The 15,806-nt window shown below is 53.8% G+C and carries 13 protein-coding genes; 10 read left to right on the plus strand and 3 right to left on the minus strand.

Annotated elements, in window-relative coordinates; all coding sequences use genetic code 11:
- Positions 1 to 18 precede the first annotated feature (18 nt).
- A complete protein-coding gene (locus ETV65_RS01340) occupies positions 19 to 1,224 on the minus strand; it encodes an FAD-dependent oxidoreductase (protein WP_129951212.1) in 1,206 nt (401 codons plus the stop codon).
- A gap of 307 nt (positions 1,225 to 1,531) precedes the next feature.
- Here ETV65_RS01340 and ETV65_RS01345 point away from each other — a divergent pair, with 307 nt between their 5' ends.
- From ETV65_RS01345 to ugpC, 6 genes are all read left to right on the plus strand, one after another.
- Positions 1,532 to 2,245 carry a FadR/GntR family transcriptional regulator gene (locus ETV65_RS01345; RefSeq protein WP_129951213.1) on the plus strand — a complete coding sequence of 238 codons (714 nt, stop codon included), beginning with the start codon at positions 1,532 to 1,534 and terminating at the stop codon, positions 2,243 to 2,245.
- The gene (locus tag ETV65_RS01350) at positions 2,232 to 3,410 is read left to right on the plus strand and encodes an aminotransferase class I/II-fold pyridoxal phosphate-dependent enzyme (protein WP_129951214.1); all 1,179 of its coding nucleotides are present in this window, start codon (positions 2,232 to 2,234) and stop codon (positions 3,408 to 3,410) included. Before ETV65_RS01345 ends, ETV65_RS01350 begins: the two co-directional genes overlap by 14 nt.
- A gap of 62 nt (positions 3,411 to 3,472) precedes the next feature.
- Positions 3,473 to 4,732, plus strand: coding sequence for a sugar ABC transporter substrate-binding protein (locus tag ETV65_RS01355; RefSeq protein ID WP_129951215.1), 1,260 nt, complete (start codon positions 3,473 to 3,475; stop codon positions 4,730 to 4,732).
- Positions 4,733 to 4,795: 63 nt separating this feature from the next.
- Entirely contained in the window at positions 4,796 to 5,719 is a 924-nt protein-coding gene (locus tag ETV65_RS01360) for a sugar ABC transporter permease (RefSeq protein ID WP_129951216.1), read from the plus strand.
- Positions 5,720 to 5,728: 9 nt separating this feature from the next.
- A complete protein-coding gene (locus ETV65_RS01365) occupies positions 5,729 to 6,571 on the plus strand; it encodes a carbohydrate ABC transporter permease (RefSeq protein ID WP_129951217.1) in 843 nt (280 codons plus the stop codon).
- 4 nt (positions 6,572 to 6,575) lie between these two features.
- The gene (gene ugpC / locus ETV65_RS01370; protein ID WP_129951218.1) at positions 6,576 to 7,670 is read left to right on the plus strand and encodes a sn-glycerol-3-phosphate ABC transporter ATP-binding protein UgpC; all 1,095 of its coding nucleotides are present in this window, start codon (positions 6,576 to 6,578) and stop codon (positions 7,668 to 7,670) included.
- A 103-nt stretch (positions 7,671 to 7,773) separates the two neighbouring features.
- On the opposite strand, the gene ETV65_RS01375 is transcribed toward ugpC, so the two are convergent.
- Complete coding sequence (locus ETV65_RS01375) at positions 7,774 to 9,066, minus strand: MFS transporter (RefSeq protein ID WP_129951219.1); 1,293 nt, start codon at positions 9,064 to 9,066, stop codon at positions 7,774 to 7,776.
- Between the two features lie 142 nt (positions 9,067 to 9,208).
- Between ETV65_RS01375 and ETV65_RS01380 the strand changes: the two genes are divergently transcribed.
- The 4 genes from ETV65_RS01380 to ETV65_RS01395 all read left to right on the plus strand — a co-directional run bounded on the left by ETV65_RS01380 (position 9,209) and on the right by ETV65_RS01395 (position 14,132).
- On the plus strand, positions 9,209 to 10,108 hold the full coding sequence (locus ETV65_RS01380; protein WP_129951220.1) for a LysR substrate-binding domain-containing protein: 900 nt from the start codon (positions 9,209 to 9,211) through the stop codon (positions 10,106 to 10,108).
- 167 nt (positions 10,109 to 10,275) lie between these two features.
- A complete protein-coding gene (locus ETV65_RS01385) occupies positions 10,276 to 11,499 on the plus strand; it encodes an ROK family protein (protein WP_129951221.1) in 1,224 nt (407 codons plus the stop codon).
- A 321-nt stretch (positions 11,500 to 11,820) separates the two neighbouring features.
- Complete coding sequence (gene bioD, locus ETV65_RS01390; protein ID WP_129951222.1) at positions 11,821 to 12,507, plus strand: dethiobiotin synthase; 687 nt, start codon at positions 11,821 to 11,823, stop codon at positions 12,505 to 12,507.
- 128 nt (positions 12,508 to 12,635) lie between these two features.
- Positions 12,636 to 14,132, plus strand: a complete 1,497-nt coding sequence (locus ETV65_RS01395; protein WP_129951223.1) for an MDR family MFS transporter — start codon at positions 12,636 to 12,638, stop codon at positions 14,130 to 14,132.
- Here ETV65_RS01395 and ETV65_RS01400 read toward each other — a convergent pair.
- Positions 14,129 to 15,787, minus strand: coding sequence for an iron ABC transporter permease (locus tag ETV65_RS01400; protein ID WP_129951224.1), 1,659 nt, complete (start codon positions 15,785 to 15,787; stop codon positions 14,129 to 14,131). The genes ETV65_RS01395 and ETV65_RS01400 overlap by 4 nt on opposite strands.
- Between the last annotated feature and the right edge of the window lie 19 nt (positions 15,788 to 15,806).

Raw genomic sequence — 15,806 nt, forward strand, 5'->3', positions numbered from 1 at the left:
CGGGTGGCAAACCCAAAATCAAAGCTTCGGGATTTCCCGATAAAATCCCACGCCGATGAGGCGTCCAAACAGAAATGGTATAAATTTCCTTCCCCGTAGCCAGATTTCCAGCCGTGAAGGGGCACGCTTCCTTTGTTTCTGTCCGGCCTTACTGATCATAATCTGTAACGCCTGCGTCGCCCAGGTCGGGAACATGCGACGGCGCTGAATGCGTTTTAAATGCCGCAGCGTCAGGCGTCCGGCCTTGAGCGGTTCAGTGATGATATTCGCCGTCGCCACGGCATCCTGAATGGCCAGATTCACGCCAACACCGCCGATGGGTGACATCGCATGCGCTGCGTCGCCGATGCACAGCAGCCCCGGTTTTGCCCACTCTTTCAGACGGTCAATGCGGATCACCAGCAGGCGTACGTCTTCCCAGCTGAGGATATCTTCCTGAAGACGCGGGCGTTCGAAGGGAGATACTTCGGTCAGCAGGTCGAGAAAGGGCGCGATGCCCTGCGCTTTGAGCGAATCCAGACTGCCTTTGGGAATCGAATACCCACACTGCCAGTAATCTCCCCGGTCAATCATGATGAAGTTTTTCTTCGGGCCGCGGTGGCCCATTGACCACTGCGGATCGTCCGGTCGTTTGTGAATTTTCAGCCATAACACGTCACGCGGCGTGCCATAACGGCGGACTTCCATCCCGGCCTGTTCCCGCACGATGGAATTACGGCCATCGCAACCGATCACCAGACCGGCATCAAAGTGCTGCGTTTCTCCGTCCACTTCAGCAATAACACCGGATACCTGCCCTTTATCCTCCTGCAACGACAGCACCTGTGCATTATGGATCAGCCTGAAATTGGGCAGTTGTGCTGCCTTACCGGCGATAAAGTTAAGGAAATCCCACTGCGGCATAAAAGCGATAAATTTACACTGCGTTGGCAGATGGCTGAAGTCCGCCAGCGTGGTTTCCTGGCCGTCGATTTCACCATATAGCTTTTCAGCGCGCTGGTGTGGCAGGGCGAGGAATTCGTCGAGGAAACCCAGTTGCCAGATGATGTCCAGCGTCGAAGGGTGAATGGTGTCGCCGCGAAAATCGCGCAAAAAGTCACGGTGTTTTTCCAGCACAGTGACGTCAATACCTTTACGCGCCAGAAGATATCCCAGCATTAAACCTGCGGGACCGCCCCCGACAATGCAGCATGATGCTGCTGAAGACTTTGTATCCGGTGTCATAACCACCTGCCTGACTGAATAAATTCATATGATAACAGTTATCATTTGCACTCCTGCGCGTCAATCCATCCCGTGCTACATCACTGAACATTACCTGCACAGCGGTACAACATATCCGGCTTTTTTTGCACCACCGCGATCTGCCCGCCATCTTCCCGCCTGGAACGTTATTTATTCATATTCCATTTTAATCAATTACTTAACGGCGGCTCTGCAAACTGGCAGACAAATTGCAATGTGGTCCACAGGTTGAGTTGTTGGGCCAATTTGGACCGGTGTCCGTTGAAAACAATGTGCGGAGAAGCCAATGAGCGGCGAAATAAATTTATTGCATCCGATCGCGCCACAACAAAGCGACACCCTGGTACTGGATGCGCTGACGCGTTATGTGGCGCAGTCCGGCACCCGTATCGGCGAGAAACTGCCTCCTGAGCGTGTGCTGGCTGAAGGTCTGGCGGTGAGCCGCAACACCGTGCGTGAGGCGCTCAAACGCTGGGAGGCACTGGGAATTATCGTGCGTAAAAAAGGCAGTGGCACCTTTTTGCAGTCTGAAATTACTGCTAACGACAGCTTTCTGTCCCTGCGCTTTAAAAATGATTCCGCCACCATGCTGCATGCGCTGGAAGTGCGCCGGATCATCGAATGTGAGGCTTCGGCAATGGCGGCAGTACGTGCGACGGAAAGCGATTTGCTGTTCATCGAACAGAAACTGGTTGTGATGGAAAAAGTACATCTGAGCATCGGTTCCGCAGGGGCAGAAGACTGGCAGTTTCACGCGGCGATCTACAGCGCCGCGCATAATCCGCTGCTGCTGCAAATGGTCGGCGGCATTTACGACCTGCTGCATGCCTTTTTCGAATCGCCACCGGAACAGGCGCTTTTCAGCGACTCTTTTCCGCTGCACCGCCTGTTATATGAAGCCATTGCGCGCCGCGAACCGGAAAACGCGCGCAGGCTGAGCAACGACATTCTGAACATAACCGAACGTGACATGAAGGAAGTGATCAATGCAGCAAGATGATAAGAGCCAGCCGGTTGAGTTAAGTGAAAACACGCATTTAGTGCATGACGGCCGCCACGATCGCGGGGCGATTTCACCCCCTATCTATCAGTCGTCGTTATTTAGTTTCACCGATTATGACAGCATGATTGCCCGTTTTCGTGGTGACAGCGACCACGCATTATATTCCCGCGTCGACAACCCGACCGTGATCGAATTACAGAAGAAGGTGGCGCAGCTTGAAGGCGGCGAAGCCTGTCTGGCGTTCGGCAGCGGCATGGCGGCGATCAGTAATGCCATTCTCAGCGTGGCCGATCCCGGCGATAAAGTCGTCTGTGTGAATCACGTTTATCCAGACACCTACCGTTTTCTGCGCGGTTTCTGCACCCGTTTCCAGATTGAATCACAGTTTGTCGATGGAGGTTCTCTGGCCGCACTCGAAGCGGCGATTCAGGGGGCGAAACTGTTATATCTCGAAAGCCCGAACAGCTGGGTGATGGGCGAGCAAAATCTGCCAGCCATTGCCGCGCTGGCCAAAAAATACGGCGTAATAACGATGATCGATAACAGCTGGGCGTCACCGGTTTTCCAGAAGCCGCTGGCGGCAGGCATCGATCTGGTTATTCATTCTGCGTCGAAATACATCAGCGGACACAGCGACGTCGTTGCCGGACTGGTGATTTCAAGTACAGAACACATCACTGCCATCAGTCGTTATATCAGCCCGTTTTTAGGCGGCAAACTCTCCGCGAATGAAGCCTGGCTGTTGCTGCGTGGCTTACGCACGCTGCCGCTGCGTATGCGCCAGCATCACGAAAGCGCGCTGGAACTGGCGCGCCGCCTGCAGGGCTATTCGCGTATCACGCAGGTGAATCATCCGGGGCTTGACCCGTTGCCGACTTCCACGCTGACCGGCTACAGCGGCCTGTTCTCCTTTGAGCTCAGCGAAGATATCGACATTCCAAGGTTCTGCAATGCGCTGACCTTATTCCGTATGGGCGTCAGTTGGGGCGGTTTTGAAAGCCTGGTGATGCCGGCCATTTCGGTGCTGAATCAGGCGGGTGAATTCAACTCGGCAAGAGATTTTGGCGTCTCACCCCGTGTGATCCGCATTTCAATCGGGCTGGAAGATACTGAAGATTTATGGCGTGACTTGAAAAATGCCATCGAAAGTGCTTGTTCCTGAAGCCATTTTTTGAAAATACCGTTCCTGTGTTCCGACTTTTTTCACCGTGGAGAATCAAGATTATGCGACACCCGAAACGTCATGTGCTCAGCCTGTTTTCCTGCGCCAGTTTTGCCGCCACTAAGCTGACGCTGGTGGAAGTGATCACCAGCCCGGCACGTACCGAAATGCTGCAAAAGATGTTAACCGCTTACAAAACACAGCATCCTGATGTCGAGATCGAGGTCGTGTCGCTGCCGTGGGGGCAGGCGTTTGAAAAGCTTGGCACCATGATTCAGAGCGGGCAGTACCCGGATGTGGTGGAAATGCCGGACACCTGGCAGGGGCTGTATGCCAGTAACGGTATGCTGGCTGATCTCGAACCCCGGCTGAAAGGCTGGACAGGCACGGCAGATCTGACCGACAAAACGCTGACCATGGCGCGTTCTTCCGGTGGCACCGCAACGATGATCCCGTACGGTTTTTATCTGCGGGCGATGTTCTGGAATAAAAAACTCTTTCAGCAGGCGGGCCTGACTGATGCGCCGAAAACCATGGATGAGTTTATGGCAGATGCGATGAAAATCAGCGCACTGGGCAACGGGATCAGCGGCTATTGCATGCGCGGTGGCGTCGGCGGCACGAATGCCTGGATGATGTTTATGGCGGCAATGAACGGCTCGCCGGACTTTTTCGATAAAGAGGGCAACAGCACGCTGACCAAACCGGGTGCGGTCAAAGGCGCGCAGTTCCTGGTGGACATGTACCAGAAAGGTTATGCACCCAAAGACAGTGTTAACTGGGGCTTTAACGAAATCGTTTCCGGTTTCTACTCCGGTAAATGCGCCATGCTGGATCAGGATCCGGACGCGCTGATCGCCATCAAGAACAGCATGAACCCGGACGATTTCTCCGTTGCGCCGATGCCGCTCGGGCCGAACGGTAAAGCCTACCCGACTATCGGTTATACCGGCTGGTCGATGTTCAAACAGGGCAAACATCAGGATCAAAGCTGGGATCTGATTTCCTTCCTGAGTAATAAAGAAAACAACCTGACCTGGTCGAAATTCGTCGGCACCTTACCGATTTATAAGGGTGCAGAGCAGGATGCATATTACCACGCGCCACAGTTTGCAGGCTGGTTTGCCGAGCTGAACAGCCCGGATTACATCCCGCTGACCATGCCGACGCACCTCAAAGGCTGGGGCTATTTTAACTCGGTGATTGTGAAAGACAGTTCGCAGGAAACGCTGCTCGGCCAGAACGACACCGAAAGCATGGTGAAAGATTGGGCGAAATACCTGACCAAAGAACAGAAAGCCTGGCTGGCTGCGCAAAAGTAAACCGGATGACTCCGGCACGGATCTGCTGCCGGAGTTCCCCATTCCTCTCAACGGAGACGCGTCATGATGTTGGAAGTTTCACCGCCAGACACCGCTGCCGCGCCGCGCTTCCCACGTTTGCGGGCGCTGCTGGAACCCTGGGTTTATCTCAGCCCGACGCTGGTGCTGATTGGCCTGTTTATCTTTGTTCCGATGGCTATCGGCATTTCCTATGCTTTTCAGAACATACAGTTGCTGAACCCGTTCGATACCGGTTGGGTGGGGCTGGATAATTTTCGTACCATGTTTGATGACCGGCATTTTTATGCCGCACTGCGCCATACCTTCAACTGGACACTGACTTCACTGGTGTTGCAGTTCGCGCTGGGGCTGGGCTTAGCTTTATTGCTCAACCGCGAATTCCCCGGCCGCCGCTGGGTGCAGGCGCTGGTGTTTCTGCCGTGGGCGGTTCCGGCGTTTCTCTCCGGCCTGACCTGGGCATGGTTGCTCAATCCGGTAATTGGCGTGCTGCCTTACTGGCTGGCTGATCTGCATATCATTTCCGAACCGTACAATATTTTGTCTGATCCGCAACTGGCGCTGTACGGCCCGGTAGTGGCGAACGTCTGGTTCGGCATTCCGTTCTTCGCCATTACCCTGCTGGCGGCGTTGCAATCGATTCCGAAAGATTTGTACGAAGCGGCGTCGATGGACGGGGCGAGCGGCTGGCAGCAGTTTTGCAAAGTCACGCTGCCGTTTCTGGCACCGATGATTGCCATCACGGTCATGCTGCGCACCATCTGGATCGCAAATTTTGCTGATCTGATTGTGGTGATGACCGACGGCGGGCCGGCAAATTCCACCTCGATTCTGTCGAGTTTCATCTTCACCACTGCATACCGCAAACTCGACTTTGGTTATGCGTCTGCGATGGCGGTGTTCCTGCTGGTGCTGATGACATTTTATGCGCTGGTTTTACTGCGCATCCGCCATCAGTTGCTGAAATAAGGGGCTCATATGAGTGCATTGTCAATTAACGCCTGGCTTCGCAAGGGCGGGCATCGGCTGGGGATTGTGTTCTATCTGGTGTTCGCGCTGTTCCCGATTTACTGGCTGATCAAAATCTCCATCACGCCGGATAAACTGCTCTACAGTGAAGGTGTGCGGATGTGGCCGGGCGAGATGACGCTGGTCCATTTTCAGCGTGTGTTTACTGAAAGCCAGTTTCCGCTGTATTTCTTCAACAGTCTGATTGTGTCATTCGGCACGGCATTTCTGACCACAATCATTGCTGCCGGTGCGGGTTTCGCGTTTTCCCGCTTCAGTTTTCGCGGCAAAACGGTGATGGCCGCGCTGCTGCTGTTTACCCAGATGTTCCCGCTGGTGATGATCCTCGCGCCAATTTACAAAGTGATGGCACCGCTCGGGCTGACCAATAGCCTGACCGGGCTGATTCTGATTTACACCGCTTTTAACGTCCCTTTTGCCACGTTCCTGATGCAGTCGTTTTTTGACAGTATTCCGAAGGATCTGGAAGAGTCCGCGATGCTTGAAGGGTGCAGCCGATTTATGGCACTGCGCAAAGTCATTATCCCGCTGACTCTGCCGGGGATGGCGGCAACCTTAGGTTTTGTGTTTACCGCCGCGTGGAGCGAATTGTTGTTCTCGCTGATGCTCATCAACAAAAACGACGTGATGACTTTCCCGGTTGGCTTACTCAGTTTTGTGTCGAAATTCGCGGTTTCATGGGGCGACATGATGGCAGCGGCTGTGCTGGCGCTCATTCCTGCCTGTCTGTTCTTTGCGTTCATTCAGCGTTACCTGGTTCAGGGGCTGACTGCCGGTGCGGTAAAAGGATAATTCTATGGCTCAGATTACGATTTCCGATCTTCAAAAACGTTACGAAAATGTCGAAGTATTGCGACACATTAACCTGACCATTAAAGATGGCGAGTTTGTGGTGCTGGTCGGGCCGTCCGGGTGCGGTAAATCGACCCTGCTGCGCACGATCGCCGGGCTTGAACTGGCGACGGCGGGGGATATTCATATCGGTTCACGTCTGATGAATCAGGTGGCTCCGAAAGACCGTGATATCTCAATGGTATTCCAGAGTTATGCACTGTATCCGCACATGACCGTGGCACGTAACATGGGATTTAGCCTCGAAGTCCAAAAGCGGCCGAAAGCGGAGATTGAGGCGGCGGTGAATAAAGCCGCCGATATTCTCGGGCTGACCGCGTTGCTGCATCGCCGTCCGAAAGAGTTATCCGGCGGACAGCGTCAGCGTGTGGCAATGGGCAGGGCGATCGTACGCGAGCCCCAGGTGTTTTTGTTCGATGAACCGCTTTCTAACCTGGATGCGCAATTACGGGGGCAGATGCGGATTGAAATCAAAAGCCTGCATCAGCGTATGAAGAACACCATCGTTTATGTGACGCACGATCAGGTGGAAGCCATGACCCTCGCTGACCGCATCGTCGTACTCAACCACGGCCTGATCCAGCAGGTCGGCACGCCGCTTGAACTGTACGACACGCCGGCCAATAAATTCGTCGCCAGCTTTATCGGTTCGCCGTCTATGAATTTCATCAACGGTACGCTGGAACTGGGGGATTCTGCGCCGCAATTGCGGATTAATGGGCAACTGACGCTGCCGGTAGATCCTTTAATCAAGAATCTGCAAAGTGGTACAGAGGTGATTTATGGCGTCCGCCCCGAAGCCATTGTGCTGTGCGAAGAGGGCGCGCCAGACGCGGTGCCACTGGATATCACGCTAATTGAACCTACCGGCCTGAGTGAACTTATTCACGGCAAATTTGGCACTGAAAAGCTGAGTGTTTACAGCATGGTCAGATCGGCCGCCGCGCCCGGAGACCGGGTATGGGTACAGATAGATACCGCGCGGATGCAGTTGTTTGAGGCGGATAGTCAGAAGCGGATGAGGAAAATGGGAGAGTGAAAAGCAGTAAATTTCTCGCGCGGGAATAAGTGAATCCCGGTCGGCTCCTCCCCCTTCGATGAACTGAACCCCTGAAGTTCATCGCAGGGGGAGGCGCGATAAGTTAAACCGCTTTTGCCTCAGGTAAGCGCATCAGCTTAAACCCGACGCCGACACCGGCAATCAGCATCAAACTGATGAATCCGGTGATCCCGTACCAGCCAAAGGAGTGCCAGAAGAATCCGCCTAACGTTCCGGCGACACTGGAACCCGCATAGTAGCTGAACAGATATAAAGACGATGCCTGACCTTTTGCACGACGGGCACGTCTGCCGATCCAGCCACTGGCAACGGAATGGGCGGCGAAAAATCCGCCGGTGACCAGGATCATGCCGACGAAAATCAGCCAGACCGGTGAAAAAGCGGTGATTAAAATGCCCAGCAGCATCAGCGACGTTGCGCCGATCAGCACAGGGCCGCGGCCATAAACGCCGGTCAGCGCACCGGCTTTCGGCGAGCTGTAGGTGCCCATCAGGTAAACGACAGATAAAATCCCGACTATCGCCTGGCTCAGATGGTAGGGCGATGAAAGCAGACGGTAACCGATGTAGTTAAACAGGGTCACGAAACTGCCCATCAGCAGGAAACCTTCGGCGAAAAGTAGCGGCAGACCGCTGTCGCGCCAGTGCAGTTTGAAGTTAATCAGCATCTTGCGCGGTTTCAGCGAGCTTGCCCGGAAATGTTTTGATGCAGGCAGAATGCGCCAGAACATAATTGCCGCCGCGAGGGCGAAGCAGCCCACGAATGCAACGGCGATACGCCAGGAGAAGAAATCCGTCAGCACACCACTGACTAAACGTCCGCTCATGCCCCCAATGGAATTTCCGCTAATGTATAAACCCATCGAGAAGGCGACCACGCTTGGGTGGATTTCCTCGCTGAGATAGGTCATGGCGACGGCTGCCACGCCGCTCAGCGATAAGCCAATCAGCGCACGCATGATGAGAATGCCGTCCCAGCTTTGCATAAAGGAACAGACCAGCGTGCAACCCGCAGCGAGAAATAACGCTACCACCATCACTGACTTGCGCCCGACTGCGTCAGAAACAGGCCCGGTGAACAACAGGCCAATGGCCATCAGACCGGTAGATAACGACAACGACAGGCTACTGGTGGCCGGTGAAACCCCGAAATCATGCGACAACACCGGCAGGATCGGCTGAACACAATACAGCAGGGCAAACGTCGCCAGCCCTGCTGAAAACAGGGCCAGCGTGACGCGGATAAACTCCGGTGTCCCACGTTTGATAAAGGGCGTTTTAAGTCCGGAGCGCGCGGCGGGAGTTTCAGGATTTAACTCGTCGTCGTTGACTGAATGACTGGCTGGTGCGGCAGAAATCCGCCGGGAGGTTTTCACGGTAAGTCCTTAATGCGGAGTGCGGTAAAACTTAATTTTAAAATGTATAAGAATTTTAACGCTGCAGCGGTTATTGTCTAATATATTAATCAGTCAAAAATGATATGTTTAAAATATCAATTGGGCTGGGTTAATCCACATCATGAATCATATCGAACTGCGTCATTTGCGTTATTTCATCGCCGTTGCGGACGAACTGCATTTCGGCCGTGCAGCGGAACGTCTGCACATTTCCCAGCCGCCGCTGAGTCAGCAAATCCAGGCGCTGGAAACCCATCTTGGCGCCACGCTGTTTTATCGTAACAACCGCACTGTAAGACTGACGCAGGCGGGACAGGCATTTTTGCTGGAAGCCCGGCAGATTTTGCAGCGGGTCGGTGAGGCCTCCGCTCAGGCAGCCCGCATTCATCGCGGTGAGTCAGGCAATCTGACGCTCGGGCTGACCTCTTCGGCACCTTTTTTACGCCGTGTTTCACGCACCTTACACCGTTTTCGTTTGTCCTATCCGGACGTCAATATCCGCATCGAACAACTCAACAGCAAACAGCAGATCGAACCTTTGCTGGAGGGAAAACTGGATTTGGGCATTATGCGCAATGGCGGGTTGCCGGAAGAGCTGGAACATCATCTGGTGCTGTCCGAACCGCTGATTGCCGTGGTGCACAGCGATCATCCGCTGAATGCGCTTAAAGAGGGTGAACTGACTTTTCAACACCTTGCCGATCAGCCGTTTGTGTTCTTCTCCAAAGATGTCGGCACGTCGCTTTACGATGACATTCTCGGTCAGCTCAAGGCACAGGGAATTACCCCCTATATTACGCAGGAAGTAGGGGAACCGCTGACCATCATCGGGCTGGTAGCCGCAGGGCTGGGCGTATCGATTCTGCCTGCTTCTTATCTGCGTATTCAGGTTGAAGGCGTGCGTTATTTGCGATTTGGTCACCGGCAGGGCACGACAGAACTCTGGCTGGTGAATCACGCGCGGCGTCCGGTGACCGCCGCAACCCGTGCATTTATGGAATTGTTGTTACGTGAAGAATAAGAAGCTGAAGTCAGAAGATGCTGTATTTCCAGTCAATTCCGAGCGTCTTTTACCGCAATTTGTGCACCGAATCACATAACGAATCAAATAGTTGACGACATATGACAAAAACCCCAACATAGCCCTAATCTTTATTTTGAAGCGCGAAAATAACAGGAGTTTCTTGAGTGATCCCCGACGGGCAACCAGGACATATCGATCAGATAAAACAAACCAATGTCGGTGCTGTGTACCGCCTGATAGATCTGTTTGGTCCTATTTCGCGTATTGAATTGTCGAAAAAGGCACAACTGGCTCCCGCCAGTATCACCAAGATTGTCCGTGAGTTATTACAGGCGCATCTGGTACTGGAAACTGAATTTCAGGATCCCGGCAGCCGCGGGCGTCCGGCCATTGGTTTAGCGCTCGACACTCAGGCCTGGCATTATCTTTCGGCACGTATCAGCCTGGGTTCAATCACACTCGGTTTACGTGATCTCAGCAGTAAACTGGTGGTGGAAGAGGTCCTTCCACTGCCGGAACAGGCGTCACAACCGCTGCTTAAACGTATTATTTCTGAAATTGACCAGTTTTTTATCCGCCATCAGCGCAAGCTCGAACGCCTTACTGCTATCGCCATTACCTTACCGGGCATGATTGACGCGCGTCGTGGCATTGTGCACCGTATGCCGTTTTATCATGATGTGTTCGATATGCCGCTGGGTGACACGCTGTCGGAACACACCGGTTTGCCGGTCTATGTACAGCACGATATCGGTGCCTGGACGCTGGCCGAGTCGTTATATGGTGCCTCGCGTGGCTGTAAAAATATGGTGCAGGTGGTCATCGATCATAACGTCGGGGCGGGAGTGATCACCGGCGGGCGCGTGCTGCACGCAGGCAGCAGCAGTGTGGCGGAAATCGGCCATACGCAGGTGGATCCTTACGGCAAGCGCTGTTATTGCGGTAATCACGGTTGCCTTGAAACCGTAGCCAGCACTGACAGCATTCTTGATCTCGTCCGTCAGCGTTTAACGGTACCCGTTCCGGCCAGCTTATTGCATGGCGTATCGCTGACCATCGAAGCCGTGTGTGATGCAGCAAACCGGGGCGATCAGCTGGCGCGCGACGTGATTATCAGCGTCGGACAGAGTGTCGGACGTATTCTGGCGATCATGGTCAATCTGTTTAATCCCGAGAAAGTACTGATCGGCTCACCGCTTAATTTGTCTCAGGATATTCTTCATCCCGCGATAATGTCCTGTATTCAACAGCAATCACTTCCCGCTTATAGCGAAAATATCAAACTTGAATCGACACAATTTTATAATCAGGGCACGATGCCCGGCGCGGCATTAGTCAAAGACGCGTTATATAGCGGTTCCCTGTTAATTAAATTACTGCAAGGTTAATATCCTTCAGCGTTCAAATTACCGCTGCGTTGGCTGCATTTGTTCGTCCGGATCACTGACATTAACCTGCTCAACGGGATTTTCTTTTACTGCCTTGTTGTCATTTTATTAATCTGGATAGATCTTTTATGTCTGTTTTTAAATAAAAAACATATAAGACCTGCACATTAACCGCACGTACAGTCAACAAAACATTGCGCTAACGCAAACTGCTCTGATCGCGCATCGCCTAGACTTTCTGTCGTTACTTTGTCTCTGGCGGTGTTTTCTTACCGGAGACTATCTTTCAATAAGACGGAGAGATCCCGGAGCCTGAATTCCATGTTAACGCACTTTTTCGTCACGGGGACAGACGCTCGTGTAGGTAAAACCATTGTCACACGTGCCTTGCTTCAGGCCTTAGCCGCGCAGGATCGCTGCGTTTTAGGCTATAAACCTATTGCAACAGGCAGCCAGGAGCTGGCCGACGGGGTTCGAAATAAAGATGCGGTAACTCTTCAGCAGTCATCTTCTATTTCTTATCCTTTTAATAAAATAACCCCGCTGGCCTTAACTGACGAAGACATTTATGCCAGCCAGATCCCCGAAAATGTTTTTGAAATAATGACTCATGGTCTTAATTTCATGCGTGAAGAGGCAGATTCTGTAGTGGTTGAAGGATGCGACGGGTGGAGAACGTTGATCACGCCGCAACTTTTATATTCTGACTGGGTACGTCTGCAAAATATGCCGGTAGTATTAGTGGTGGGTATTCAGGAGGGGTGTGTCAGCCACGCATTATTAACCGCACAGGCAATTATTGCGGATGGTTTACCGTTGCTCGGCTGGGTGGCGAACCGCATTAACCCGTGTCTGGCTCACTACCAGGAAACGATTGACGCGATCAGCGCCAATATTACAGCGCCGCTGCTGGGGGAAATTCCGTATTTACCCCGAGCTGAAAGCCGCGATTTAACCCGGTTTATTAATCTGTCCAGTTTTGATCTGAAGATGATGTCTCAGGCCTGATAGTGACGTTGTCACTACTAGTCTGTAATTAACGGGCGCTGTGTGCAAACTCAGCGCTTTTTTTTGTCTATAATTAAGTGTATCTGCCTGAGTGCACTCATCAAAGCAATGCTAAGAAAACAGAGAACATGGCCGTCAATCATTCGGAAGTCAAAACAGCTGCGGTTAAATCCTCTCATCGTCCGCTCATCCTCACTGCCTGCATGTTATCGATGTTTATGGCTGCGGTAGAAGTCACTATTGTCGCGACGGCCATGCCAACTATCATTGGCGATCTGGGGGGATTCTCGCTGCTCGGCTGGGTGTTTGCGGTCTATCTGCTGACACAGGCCATCACCGTGCCGGTTTACGGGCGTCTGGCAGATTTATACGGCTGTCGCAAAATGTTCTTTATCGGCACCACGCTGTTTTTGCTCGGTTCCGTTTTATGCGGGTTTGCGCCTTCGCTTGGCTGGATGATTGGTTTTCGTGCTTTACAGGGGCTGGGGGCCGGAGCCATCACGCCGGTTGCCACTACATTGATTGCCAATGTGTATGGTCCGCAGGAAAGGGCAAAAGCACAGGGATATTTGTCCAGCGTCTGGGGCGTCTCGGCGATTGTCGGCCCGCTGATGGGGGCATTCATCGTTTCTCATTTTCCGTGGGCAGTGGTGTTTTGGGTGAATGTGCCCATCGGTCTGGTGGCGATGATGATTCTGGTGAAATACCTGCCGCCGGACGGTCAGCGTAAACCGCACACGTTAGATCTTGCCGGTACCGGCTATCTGACACTGTCTGTCGCAGCCTTACTGCTGGCGCTGTTGCAGGCAGAGGAACTGGGATATCTGGCGCTGGCGCTGGTGGCCTTGTCAGTTTGCAGCGCCTGGTTGCTGGTCCGTCAGGAGCGTAAAACACCGGAGCCCCTGTTCCCGCTGGCACTGTGGCAAAATAAAGTCATTATTGCCGGAAACGTCGGCGGGGTGATCATTGGTGCCACCATGATGGGTATCAGCGCATTTCTACCCACCTATGTGCAGGGCGTGCTTGGCGGTACACCGTTACAGGCCGGCACCACGCTGGCTCTGATGTCGATTGGCTGGCCGCTGGCGAGCATGTTCAGCAGTCGTCTGATGCAGGCAACCTCATATCGCATGACGGCGGTCACAGGCGGATTATTGCTGGCAGGCGGCAGTCTTGCGCTGTTAGTGCTCTCCCCATCGTCCGGTTTGTGGATGGCGCGTCTTGCCGCTTTTTCGATTGGCGCTGGCATGGGGCTGTGCAACACCACGTTTATTGTGTCAGTGCAAAACAGCGTGGAGCCTGCCATACGGGGTATTGCTACCGCCTCGACACTTTTTACCCGCATGCTCGGTTCAGCCATGGGTACCGCATTGCTCGGTGCGACACTCAATCTCAATCTTCAGTATCGTCTGCCACAGGTGAGTGATCCCGTACAGCAACTGATGGATAAAGCGACGCGCGGTACGCTCGAAAGCAGTCAGCTGAATATGCTTACGGACAGCGTGGCGGCGTCGCTGCACTGGGTCTTTGTCGTGTCTGCGGTGATTTCGGTGCTGGCAGTTGCAGCCGGTTTACTGATCCCTTCAGGCGACCGCCCGCACTCCGAACCGCAGCGGGAAAACTAACTTGCGGTTCGTTGTTGTAGCCTGACTGCAATTAACATCAGCGTCAGGCTCAGAAACGCTGCCACTGACGCCATGGCCATACCATCACCGACAGAACCCTGTTCAAACTGGCGCCAGACATACACCGACACGGTTTGCACGCCCGCCGGTGACAGCAGCAGAGAGGTTACGAGCTCGCGCGACGCGACGGCGAACACCATCATCATTGAGGCAAGTAAACTCGGAAACACCAGCGGCAGCAGGATCAGGCGTAATGTTTGCGCCGCTGTGGCACCATGCACGCGCGCGGCGGCATCAAGATTTCCGCCTATCTGCTTTAATGCGGCGCTGACATAACGCACCGGATAAGGCAACAACAGGCAGCAGTACGCCAGCAGCAAAATACCCCAGGTGTTATACGGTGTCACCGGCCAGAAGCGCTGGTTCCAGGCCAGAATCAGACCCACACCGACCACAATCCCCGGTAGTGCCGCCGGCAGCAGCGATAAACCGTCAATCAATGCGGCACCGCGAATTTTGCGTGCCACCACCAGCCACGATGCCATCAATCCGGTTGCCCCTGCGATAAGTGCAGTGCCCAGCGCCAGACCGAGGCTGGTTGAAAGTGCGGCAGGGGCATCGCCATGTGCAGCAAACACATTGCCAAAGTGTCCTAAGGTCAGATTCTGCCACGAGAGCCCGCCGGACAACGTACGGGAAAACGCGGTGATCAGCATGGCGACAATCGGCAGCGCGACGGCGATCAGTGCCACCGCCATAAACAAAATCAGCACCGGGATAGTCCAGCCAGCCAGCGATTTCTGTGTGACGTCAGCCGGTTTGCCGGTCAGGCTTTCAACATTTTTACCCGCCAGTACCGCACGCTGCACGCTGTATGCGCAAAGCGCAATCGCCACCAGCATCAGCGAAAGCACCGCCGCACCGGGCAAATCGACCGGCCAGTCGGCGAGGCGTTGTTCGATACCTGTGGTGAGCATCAGAATACCGCTGCGCGAACCCAGTGCGCCGGGCACGCCGTATTCTTCAATCGACAGCGTAAACGCCAGCAATAAACTGGATGCCATCGCCGGTAACGCCATCGGCAGTGTGATGCGTATAAATGCCCGCCACGGACCTGCGCCGTGAATGCGCGCGACATCTGCCAGACGGCTGCCGCTGGCCGCCATGCTGCGTGAGACCGCAAAATACACCACCGGGAAAATATTCAGTGTCATCACCACCACCATGCCCGGCAGCGAAAACAAAAAATCATTCAGATGTAGCCATGGCAGCAGTTGCTGGACATAACCGTTAGTCTGTAACGCCAGCATCCAGGACAGCGCGGCAATATAGGGCGGCAACAGGAAGGGCACCAGAAACAGAATGTCCCACAGCGCGGCGGCGGGCAGCGCAAACAGGCCGCGTAAGGCACCCAATGGGATGCCAATCAGACCGCTGCATATCGCCACGCCCAGTCCGACCTTTAACGTGGTGGCGAACAATTTACGTAACTGAGGCTCTTCGAACACAGGGGGAAAGGCGCTGAACGGCGCGGAAAAGCTGCCTGTATCCAGATGCGGGAAGACAGCCTGCAAGGCGACAAACGTGACCGGCACTGCAACCAGCAACAGCAGTGCAATGCCCGTCACGCCCGGTAAAAAAGCGTTTCTGCTCATTAATGAAATCTCAAAAGCG

Source organism: Rahnella sp. RFA10(1/100) (genome assembly GCF_004195115.1).
In the GTDB taxonomy this organism is placed as follows: domain Bacteria; phylum Pseudomonadota; class Gammaproteobacteria; order Enterobacterales; family Enterobacteriaceae; genus Rahnella; species Rahnella perminowiae.

What these genes read in the sequence shown, in the direction of transcription:
- ETV65_RS01340 (WP_129951212.1), bottom strand. Translation starts at nt 1,224, where the DNA reads ATGACACCGGATACAAAGTCTTCAGCAGCATCATGCTGCATTGTCGGG.
- ETV65_RS01345 (WP_129951213.1), top strand. Translation starts at nt 1,532, where the DNA reads ATGAGCGGCGAAATAAATTTATTGCATCCGATCGCGCCACAACAAAGC.
- ETV65_RS01350 (WP_129951214.1), top strand. Translation starts at nt 2,232, where the DNA reads ATGCAGCAAGATGATAAGAGCCAGCCGGTTGAGTTAAGTGAAAACACG.
- bioD (WP_129951222.1), top strand. Translation starts at nt 11,821, where the DNA reads ATGTTAACGCACTTTTTCGTCACGGGGACAGACGCTCGTGTAGGTAAA.
- ugpC (WP_129951218.1), top strand. Translation starts at nt 6,576, where the DNA reads ATGGCTCAGATTACGATTTCCGATCTTCAAAAACGTTACGAAAATGTC.
- ETV65_RS01400 (WP_129951224.1), bottom strand. Translation starts at nt 15,787, where the DNA reads ATGAGCAGAAACGCTTTTTTACCGGGCGTGACGGGCATTGCACTGCTG.
- ETV65_RS01380 (WP_129951220.1), top strand. Translation starts at nt 9,209, where the DNA reads ATGAATCATATCGAACTGCGTCATTTGCGTTATTTCATCGCCGTTGCG.
- ETV65_RS01360 (WP_129951216.1), top strand. Translation starts at nt 4,796, where the DNA reads ATGATGTTGGAAGTTTCACCGCCAGACACCGCTGCCGCGCCGCGCTTC.
- ETV65_RS01395 (WP_129951223.1), top strand. Translation starts at nt 12,636, where the DNA reads ATGGCCGTCAATCATTCGGAAGTCAAAACAGCTGCGGTTAAATCCTCT.
- ETV65_RS01355 (WP_129951215.1), top strand. Translation starts at nt 3,473, where the DNA reads ATGCGACACCCGAAACGTCATGTGCTCAGCCTGTTTTCCTGCGCCAGT.
- ETV65_RS01365 (WP_129951217.1), top strand. Translation starts at nt 5,729, where the DNA reads ATGAGTGCATTGTCAATTAACGCCTGGCTTCGCAAGGGCGGGCATCGG.